The 8,502-nt window shown below is 56.0% G+C and carries 8 protein-coding genes; 1 reads left to right on the forward strand and 7 read right to left on the reverse strand.

The genetic code is table 11. From position 1 onward, the window contains the following. Positions 1–783: 783 nt before the first annotated feature. The 4 genes from ccpA to ABEV74_RS15875 all read right to left on the reverse strand — a co-directional run bounded on the left by ccpA (position 784) and on the right by ABEV74_RS15875 (position 3,253). Positions 784–1,794, reverse strand: coding sequence for a catabolite control protein A (gene ccpA, locus ABEV74_RS15860; protein ID WP_430147383.1), 1,011 nt, complete (start codon positions 1,792–1,794; stop codon positions 784–786). Between the two features lie 70 nt (positions 1,795–1,864). Further along, entirely contained in the window at positions 1,865–2,221 is a 357-nt protein-coding gene (gene ytxJ / locus ABEV74_RS15865) for a bacillithiol system redox-active protein YtxJ (protein ID WP_213526683.1), read from the reverse strand. Positions 2,222–2,257: 36 nt separating this feature from the next. Then, positions 2,258–2,671, reverse strand: a complete 414-nt coding sequence (locus ABEV74_RS15870) for a hypothetical protein (RefSeq protein ID WP_430147386.1) — start codon at positions 2,669–2,671, stop codon at positions 2,258–2,260. Positions 2,672–2,818: 147 nt separating this feature from the next. Further along, on the reverse strand, positions 2,819–3,253 hold the full coding sequence (locus ABEV74_RS15875; protein ID WP_430147388.1) for a VanZ family protein: 435 nt from the start codon (positions 3,251–3,253) through the stop codon (positions 2,819–2,821). A 125-nt stretch (positions 3,254–3,378) separates the two neighbouring features. Between ABEV74_RS15875 and ABEV74_RS15880 the strand changes: the two genes are divergently transcribed. Beyond that, the gene (locus tag ABEV74_RS15880) at positions 3,379–3,909 is read left to right on the forward strand and encodes a type 1 glutamine amidotransferase domain-containing protein (protein ID WP_062492463.1); all 531 of its coding nucleotides are present in this window, start codon (positions 3,379–3,381) and stop codon (positions 3,907–3,909) included. A 39-nt stretch (positions 3,910–3,948) separates the two neighbouring features. Here ABEV74_RS15880 and ptsP read toward each other — a convergent pair whose 3' ends face one another. The 3 genes from ptsP to ABEV74_RS15895 form a co-directional block, all read right to left on the reverse strand. Further along, a complete protein-coding gene (gene ptsP, locus ABEV74_RS15885; protein ID WP_430147390.1) occupies positions 3,949–5,721 on the reverse strand; it encodes a phosphoenolpyruvate--protein phosphotransferase in 1,773 nt (590 codons plus the stop codon). Then, positions 5,718–7,604, reverse strand: coding sequence for a glucose PTS transporter subunit IIA (locus ABEV74_RS15890; protein ID WP_062492461.1), 1,887 nt, complete (start codon positions 7,602–7,604; stop codon positions 5,718–5,720). Before ABEV74_RS15890 ends, ptsP begins: the two co-directional genes overlap by 4 nt. Positions 7,605–7,750: 146 nt before the next feature. Continuing rightward, positions 7,751–8,350 carry a hypothetical protein gene (locus ABEV74_RS15895; RefSeq protein ID WP_062492460.1) on the reverse strand — a complete coding sequence of 200 codons (600 nt, stop codon included), beginning with the start codon at positions 8,348–8,350 and terminating at the stop codon, positions 7,751–7,753. Positions 8,351–8,502: the final 152 nt, after the last annotated feature.

Raw genomic sequence — 8,502 nt, forward strand, 5'->3', positions numbered from 1 at the left:
TACTTAGATTTTCAAGATAGTTGCAGTTAATGCAGTTAATGCAGTATCGCAGTTAGTTACAGTTTATCGCTATAATCGCAGTAGAGAAGCCGTCGAATCACCGTTGAATGCGCATTCATCGCAAGGCAGCAAACAAGATCGAACAGGAAAGTGAGAAAATAGCGAAGCGCCGCCTGGACAAGGCATGGGCAGAACAAAGTTGCAAAAATGCAATTTTTTCGGACGTAAAATAACCAAAACATGAAAATTCCTGCGAAAATGCAGTTTTTGTGATCCGTTCAAGCCAAATAAACGAAAATCACAAAAAATTACTGTATTTTTGCAGTATTTTGTGCTATATTTACTTATTTGGGTCAAAATTCCTGTACTTTTGCAACTTTTTTGCCAACACAACCTGCTGGGAGATGGGTGCTGAAGGCGAGGCGCACCGACGGACCGGAGACGTTTGACAGAAGGTGGAAAGCACCGACGGACCGGAGACGTTTAACGGAAGACGGAAAGCATCGACGGACGGGCCACGTTTGACGGAAGGCGGAAAGCACCGACGGACGGGAGACGATTTGACAGATGGCGAAATATACCGGCGGACGGGCGACGATTGGACAGATAGCGGAACTCACCGGCGGACGGTTAGAGGCAAATTGGAAATTAAAAAAGCCGCCTGTCGCCGTCAAAATGACGGGAGGCGGCTTCTCCTTCGGATGCCAATGCCGATTGCAAGCGTTTCGCCGGGGCTCATCCCGATCGAGCCCCTCCCTCCGCGCTTCTGCTCCCGCTTGCGCATCAGCCCTTGGCTTGCGCGACCGACTGGCGGGAGATGACTTCATGAGGCAGCACCACTTTCGACTGCTCGACGTTCTCCTTCTTCATCAGCTTTGTCAACAGACGCATCGATACCGCGCCAATGTCGTACATCGGCTGGGCGACGGTCGTCAGCTGCGGACGAACCATGGACGCCATCCGGCTGTTGTCTACGCTGATCACGGAAATGTCCGCCGGCACCTTCAAGCCGTGGTCTTGTATCGCATGAATGGCGCCGATCGCCATTTCGTCCGTTGCCGAAAATACGGCGGTCGGCTTCTCCGGCAAGTCGAGAAAATAGTTCATCGCTTCCACGCCCGATTCGTACCGGTAGTTGCCGATGCGAACGAGCGTCTCGTCATACTTCAGACCGCCTTGCTCCAAGGCGCGCTTGTATCCGCTGAAACGGGCAAAGCCGACCGACGGATCCTGCAGCGTGCCGCTGATCATGGCGATCCGCTTATGTCCTTGGGCAATCAATGTGGATACGGCATCGTATGCGGCAGCTTCATGGTCGATATCGACGGAAGGAATAACGCCGTTCTCGTCGGTCGTCGCACAGAGCACGATCGGCACATTGGCCGTCTTGAACGCCTGCAGATGCTCGTCCGTTACCGCGCCGCCCATAAACAGCAGACCGTCTACCTGCTTCTCCAGCAACGTGTTGATAACGCGGATTTCCTTCTCCTTCTTCTTGTCGGAGTTGCACAAAATAATGTTGTAATGATACATGTTGGCGATATCTTCGATACCGCGCGCCACTTCCGCGAATATCGCGTTCGAAATGTCCGGAATGACAACGCCAACCGTCGTCGTCTTCTTGCTTGCCAATCCGCGGGCTACCGCATTCGGACGATAGCCGAGACGTTCGATGGCTTCATATACTTTTTTTCGCGTTTGCGGCTTTACGTTCGGGTTGTTGTTGACCACCCTGGAAACAGTCGCCATCGATACGCCTGCTTCCCGCGCCACGTCATAAATAGTTACCGTCACTATCCTTCTCTCCATTAACTCAAATTTTGTTCATCCGATTAAACGTTACCGTTAATGATACGACAAATTTTTACTTTCCGCAATGTTGCCGGACTTGCTCGTCAAGCGAGGAGTACGTTATGTTCCAGTGAGACGTGTTCCATACGGCCTTGCCGTCCTTGACCAAAATGACTTGGGGCGAAGCATGCTTCACGCCCGTCGCTTCCTCGATGGCATTCGATACCGGCCGTTCCTCGATAACGCGGACGAGGACATGGCCGATCCCGAGATCCGCCGAGTCTTCCAGCCATTTGCCCCATTCTTCATAGGCGCCGGCGCTGATCGGGCAGCGCGTGCTGTGCTTGAATACGAGCAGCGGTTTCTCCGCGCTTGCCCGGAACGCTTCGTTCCATTGCTCGACCGTCGTCAGCGTGCGATAGTTCGCCATTTCCCTCTCTCCTCTTCAAACTCCAAATTCCCCAACCTATGTAAGGGTATACCTGCGGCTGATCTGTGACAACCGTTTATTCAAATCCGCTTTCCACGCTTCGTCGCCGAGCCGGCAAGCAATCAGGTACAAATCGAGCAGCTCATCGATCCGTTCCTCGATCAGACGCTCCACCTGTTCGAGATCGGGCATCTTGTGCCCGATAACAGACTCTACCAACAAATTTGCCCACTCATTCCATTCGTTAAACAGAAAGGTTTGCTTTTTTGGCTCTTCACCGAGTTGGCCGATCAGTCCGGTCAGATCCGATTTTACTTCCGGAAACACTTCGCTCCGGCTGCATGACGGGCAGGAATAAATCGGTACATTGTTAATTTCCACTTTGCCCGAGTATATGACCGTGCGAAGCTTCACCGTCATGATGTCGCCGCAGGAACACCGTTTTCGCAAAGCTGGTCACTCCTTCTACTGGCATCCGCCGGACGAGTGCGTCGCCGAACCGGCAGAGAACGACATGTAGAAGAACATTCGACCTTTTTTGCAAAAAATCCTTCCCGCCGTTTTCATGAAATTTTTACTATGGCGGGGCAATGAACGTCACGGCGCGATTCGCCGCCACCGCTTCCGGATGAAAGGAATCGCCGTCAGCGCGACGGCCATGGCGGCGCCGATGCAATCATTGCGCAAATCGAGCACATCCGGCGTCCGTCCGTCGACGAACGATTGATGGTATTCGTCCGTCACCCCGTACAGTCCGCACAGCGCCACAATGAACAGCTTGCCGGACCAGCGGTCCGCCCGGCCGCCTAGCGCAAAATCGAATGCGAGAGCCAAAATAAAATAGGCGAAATAATGTCCCCAGTCAAAGCTTTCCATCCACGGCATCCATTGCTGGAACAACGGAAGCACCGTATTCAATTCGTCGCCTTCCCGGCCGGACAAGACAAAGATGACGGCCATCCACGCGACGGCCGGCAGCCAGCGCCACAGACGCCGGAAGCGGCCCGTTTGCCGCTGATCGGTTTGCTTCATCGCAACTCCTTCGCTACAATAAAATAAGTTCTGGCCAGGCATAAACGATAAACGGCTGTGCCGTCTCTGGCACTTGAGCCAAGCTCTTATGCCGATCACCAATCATTTCGGGAGGGATTTCAATTATGACGCTTCAAGGTAAATCCGTCATCTGTCTTCTGGATGACGAATTCGAAGATCTCGAGCTGTGGTACCCCGTCTATCGCGTGCGCGAAGAAGGGGCTACCGTCCGATTCGCCGCGCCCGAGAAAGGCCGGACCTATATCGGGAAGTACGGCGTGCCGGCAACCTCCGATCTTTCGTACGGAGAACTGGACAGCGCGTCCTGCGACGGCGTGCTCGTTCCCGGCGGCTGGGCGCCGGACAAAATCCGGCGTTATCCCGAGGTGCTCGCCTTTATCCGCGAAATGAACGAGGCGGGCAAGCCGATCGGGCAAATTTGCCATGCCGGCTGGGTGCTCATCTCCGCCCGCATTCTGAACGGACGCAACGTCACCTCGACGCCGGGCATTCGCGACGATATGGAAAATGCCGGAGCGCGCTGGTTCGACGAGCCGGTCGTCGTCGACGGCAACCTGATCTCCGCCCGCCGGCCGCCGGATCTTCCGCCGTATGCCAAAGCGTTCGTCGAAGCGCTTCGCGCAAGCCGAAGCTAACCTCCGCCGGCAGCCCAGCCGGTAATCGCCGCCCTCGCCTCAAGCCGTCTCTTCCGGCCCGGAAGAGGCGGCTTGCTCTTTATCGACGCCTTCCATAAATTTCTGCAGAAGCTGATGGATTTCCCTGCTTGTCCGGCAATTGAGCAGCTCCGGCAGCAGCTCGCGGCTGGCCGACTGCTTCGTCCGAAGGAGCCGTTCCTTGACAGGCAAAATCGAATGCGCCGACATGCTCAGTTCGTCGATATCAAGCGCCAGCCAAATCGGGAGAGCTTTCAGGTCGCCGGCCATTTCCCCGCATACGCCGACCGGTATGCCGGCCCGCTTCGCCGCTTCCACGGTGATCTTGAGCATGCGCAGCAGAGCGGGATGAAACGGCTCGTACATATGGGAAATTTGCTCGTTCATCCGGTCGACGGCCAGTGTAAACTGAACGAGATCGTTCGTGCCGATGCTGAAAAAATCGACTTCTTCGGCCAGCAGATCGGCAATGTGGACCGCAGCCGGCACCTCGATCATTACGCCCACCTGCGTCTGGCGATCGTACGGCACCCCTTCCCGGTCGAGCTCCATCTTCGCTTCGGCCAGCACGCTGTTCGCCTCGCGCACTTCCTCGACCGAGGAAATGAGCGGATACATAATTTTCACGCAGCCGAAATGGCTTGCCCGCAAAATGGCGCGCAGCTGCGTTTTGAACAAGTCCCGCCGGTCGAGGCAGATGCGAATGGCCCGGTACCCGAGAAACGGGTTGTCCTCCTCCGGAATTTCAAAATAATCGAGCTGCTTGTCGCCGCCGATGTCCAGCGTACGGATAATGAGCGGACGGCCCTCCAGCTTCTCGGCGACGCTGCGGTAAACGTCGAACTGTTCGTCCTCGTGCGGAAACCGGATCCGGTCCATATACAGAAATTCGGTCCGAAACAGGCCGACGCCGAGGGCGCCGCTGCCAAGCGCGACTTCGAGCTCCTTCAGCGAGCTGATGTTGGCCGCCAGCTCCACTTCCTTGCCGTCCGGGGTAACCGGACGAATGCCGGCAATACGGCGCAGTCTCTGCTTGTCTTCCCGCTGCTTCTTCTGCAGCGCCGTATAGCGTTCGATCGTCGCCTCGTCCGGATTGAGATAGACGGTGCCGTCTCCGCCGTCGATAATGATCATATCGCCGGTTTGAATCGGCTCGGTCTGGCTGTCGAGCTTCGACTCCAGCCCGACGACGAGCGGAATGCCGAGCGCCCGGGCCATAATGGCCGAGTGGGACGTCGTGCTGCCCCCGTAGGTAACGATGCCGAGCACATGGTTCGGGTTCAGATTCGCCAGCTGCGAAGGCGATAATTCCCTGGCCACCAGGATGAAAGGCTGGGTATCCGACGGCAGCGTAATTTCGGGAGCGCCGAGCAAATGCTTCAGCAGCCGGTTGCCGACATCTTTAATGTCGAGGGCGCGCTCCTTCATGTAATCGTCGTCGAGCAGATCGAACATCGTTACAAAATGATCGATCGCTTCCTTGACGGCAACTTCGGCCGCCTTGTATTGCCGCTGAATGATTCCCCGAATTTCGTTCATAAAGACCGGGTCGTCCAGTATCGCGAGATGGGCGTCGAAAATTTGGCTTTCGTCGGTTCCGACCACTTCGCGCAGTTCGTCCTTCATTTGCTCGATTTCGCTTTTCGAAGTGCGAATGCCTTCGTACAGCCGGTCGAATTCGCGGGCCAGATCGGCGACGTCGATTTTTTGCTCCGGCAGATCCCACTCCCAATTTGGCAATACGAACGTCTTGCCGATCGCGATTCCCGATGACGCTCCAATACCTTGAATCATCGCGTTTCCCCCCCACCGTTTCTCTCTTTAAGTACGACCGACATAACGGATGACTGCCCTTTTTTGCACATTTTAAACGGCGCAAACCGCCATGAGCGGACCTTGTCCGGATTGGTGATGACCATCGGCGTCGCCAGCGATTTGCAAACTTTCCGCAACCGCTGGATATCGAACCGGATGAGCAACTGGCCCGGATTGACGATATCGCCTTCCTTCACGACGGCATGAAAATATTGCTGATCCTTCAATCCCGACGTGTCGATGCCGATATGCAGCAGCACTTCGAGCCCTTCGGGCGTCTGCAGGCCGATGGCGTGCATCGTCGGATAAATATGCACGACTTTCCCCTTCACCGGTGATACGAGTTCACCGCGTTCCGGCAGGAAGGCGACGCCGTTGCCGACGATTTTGCCGGCGAATATCGGATCGGGCACTTCCTCGAGCGGGATCATTCGGCCTTGCAGCGGCGAATTGAATTGGACCTGATGCTGGTCGCGCTGGATTACCTTCAATATTTCGGCCCGGATCAGCTCGGAGAATGTGCCGAACACCACCTGGACGTAACCGCCTCCGAGCTTGATGACGCCTGCCGCGCCGAGGTTGCGCAGCGCGTTGATATCGACCAGCCGGTCGTTGGCAAGCCTCAGCCGGAGCCGCGTAATGCACGCCTCCATCTGCACGATATTGTCCTTGCCGCCGATGGCTTGCAAAATAAGCGGGGCCCGATAAGGGATATCCCCGGCGAAATCGTCCAGCAGCGAGCCTTCTTCCCGGCCGGGGGTCGGAATGCGGAATTTCCGGATCGCCCAGCGAAACAAAATATAGTAAAAAAGCCCGAACACGAGCCCGATCGGAAGGATGAGCCAGCCGCGGGTGGCCAGATGCTCGTTGAGAATAAAATCGATCGCGCCGGCCGAAAAGGAGAAGCCGTGACGGATGCCGAGCTCGTAAACAAACCACATGACAAAGCCGGATAACAGGGCATGAATGATAAACAGATAAGGTGCGACGAACAGAAACGCGAATTCGACGGGCTCGGTGACTCCTGTCAAAAACGCCGCCAACGCCGCGGACAAAAACGTCTTGCGGATTTTCGGCTTCAGGTCTTCGCGCGCTTCCTGAATGATCGCGAAGGCGATCGCCGGCAGCGCAAACATCATCGTCGGATACAGACCGGCCATGAAAGCGCCGGCAGTCGGGTCGCCGGCAAAAAAACGGGGCAGATCGCCGTAAACCATCCCGCCGCCGGCGGTCTCGTAGCCGCCCACTTGAAACCAGAACACATGATTAAGCAAATGATGCAGTCCGAACACGACCAGAATGCGGTGCAAAAATCCGTACAGAAATACGCCGAAGCCGCCGGCCGAATCGACGATATGGCCGAGACGGATCAAACCGGTTTCCAGATGCGGCGCAAGGCCGACCATCCCGATCGAAAAGATGAGCGACAATATGCTGACGAACAGGGGAACGAACCGCGGACCGCCGAAAAACTGTATATATTCCGGAAGCTTGAAGTCTTTAAACCTTTCATAGCTATAGCCCGAAACGACGCCGATCAGACACCCGACGAGCACGCTCGGCTCGATCGGATGGTCGCTGGAGCCGACGATGCCGGTGTAAATAAACATGCCGGCCAGCGCCGCGAGTCCGGCCGCCGGCGAATTGCCGGACATGCCGAGTGCGACGCCGAGCGCGAACAGATAGGGCAAAAATAAAAACAGCGCCTGACCGGCCGTCAGCAAATAGCCGGACATGCCGGGAAAACCGAGACGATCCCAAGGCAACTCGCTAAGGCTTAAAAATACGGCCGCGCCGGGCAGTACGATCATCGGCAGCATAAACGAACGGCCAAGCTGCTGCAAGCCTCCCATGAAATTCATCCCGTTCCCCCTTCCCTCCCTATTTTGCCGTTCTCAACATCCAATAACGATGTTAAGCGCTTGATTTCGATTTGTCAAAAAACGAGCGAAAGACGGGCCGCTGCCGACCCGTCATCCATAGCTTCAGTTCCCTGCCCGAAGCGGGATTAGAATTGGCGCTGCTGCGCGCCGGCCTGGTAGCCGACATGCGAATATACCGGTCCCGAGTTTTGGGCGTTCGTCGCCTGGTACACCGGATGATACGAAGCGGACGCTTGCTGCTGAGACGAAGCGCCGGACCAGGATTGCTGCTGGCCGAAATTCGCTGTCGTTGCCTGGATAACCGGATTTTGAGCGCCTTGGCCGGCCGTATAACCTGCGTGAGAAATGACCGGTTGGCTGTGCTGCTGCTGATTTTGGGCCGCAAAGCCGCTTTGTGCCTGGTTGAACTGGTTGTTCTGGCCGGCCTGGTAGCCGACGCGGGAAATGACCGGACCGGCGCCGGTACGGCTCGAAATCGATTGATTCATACCGGATTGCTGCCATTGCTGCTGCATCCCGGATTGGGCCATGCCGAAGCTTTGGGCTTGTTGTTGGCCGAACTGCTGCTGCGCGGAAGCCTGGTAGCCGGTGTGCGAAATAACCGGGCCGGCGCTGCGCTTGGAAATGCCGCCTTTATATTGAGACTGTACGAAACCTACCGGCTGGTATTTCTGCTGGTTTTGCTGATTTTGAAACGTCCCCTGATTGCCCGAAAAGTAATTCATGTTTGTCCTCCTGTGCAGGGTGAAGTCTCCAGTCAGCCGCATCGGCGCTGAAGCCTTTTTTATTGTTGGAGGGACGCCGCGCGTTTATTCCGTCATGTTCTGGATTTTCCCTCAGGGAGCAGAATGGAATCTTCTATATAAATGTCATTAGA

Source organism: Paenibacillus cisolokensis (genome assembly GCF_050481165.1).
Lineage (GTDB): Bacteria > Bacillota > Bacilli > Paenibacillales > Paenibacillaceae > Paenibacillus_AH > Paenibacillus_AH cisolokensis.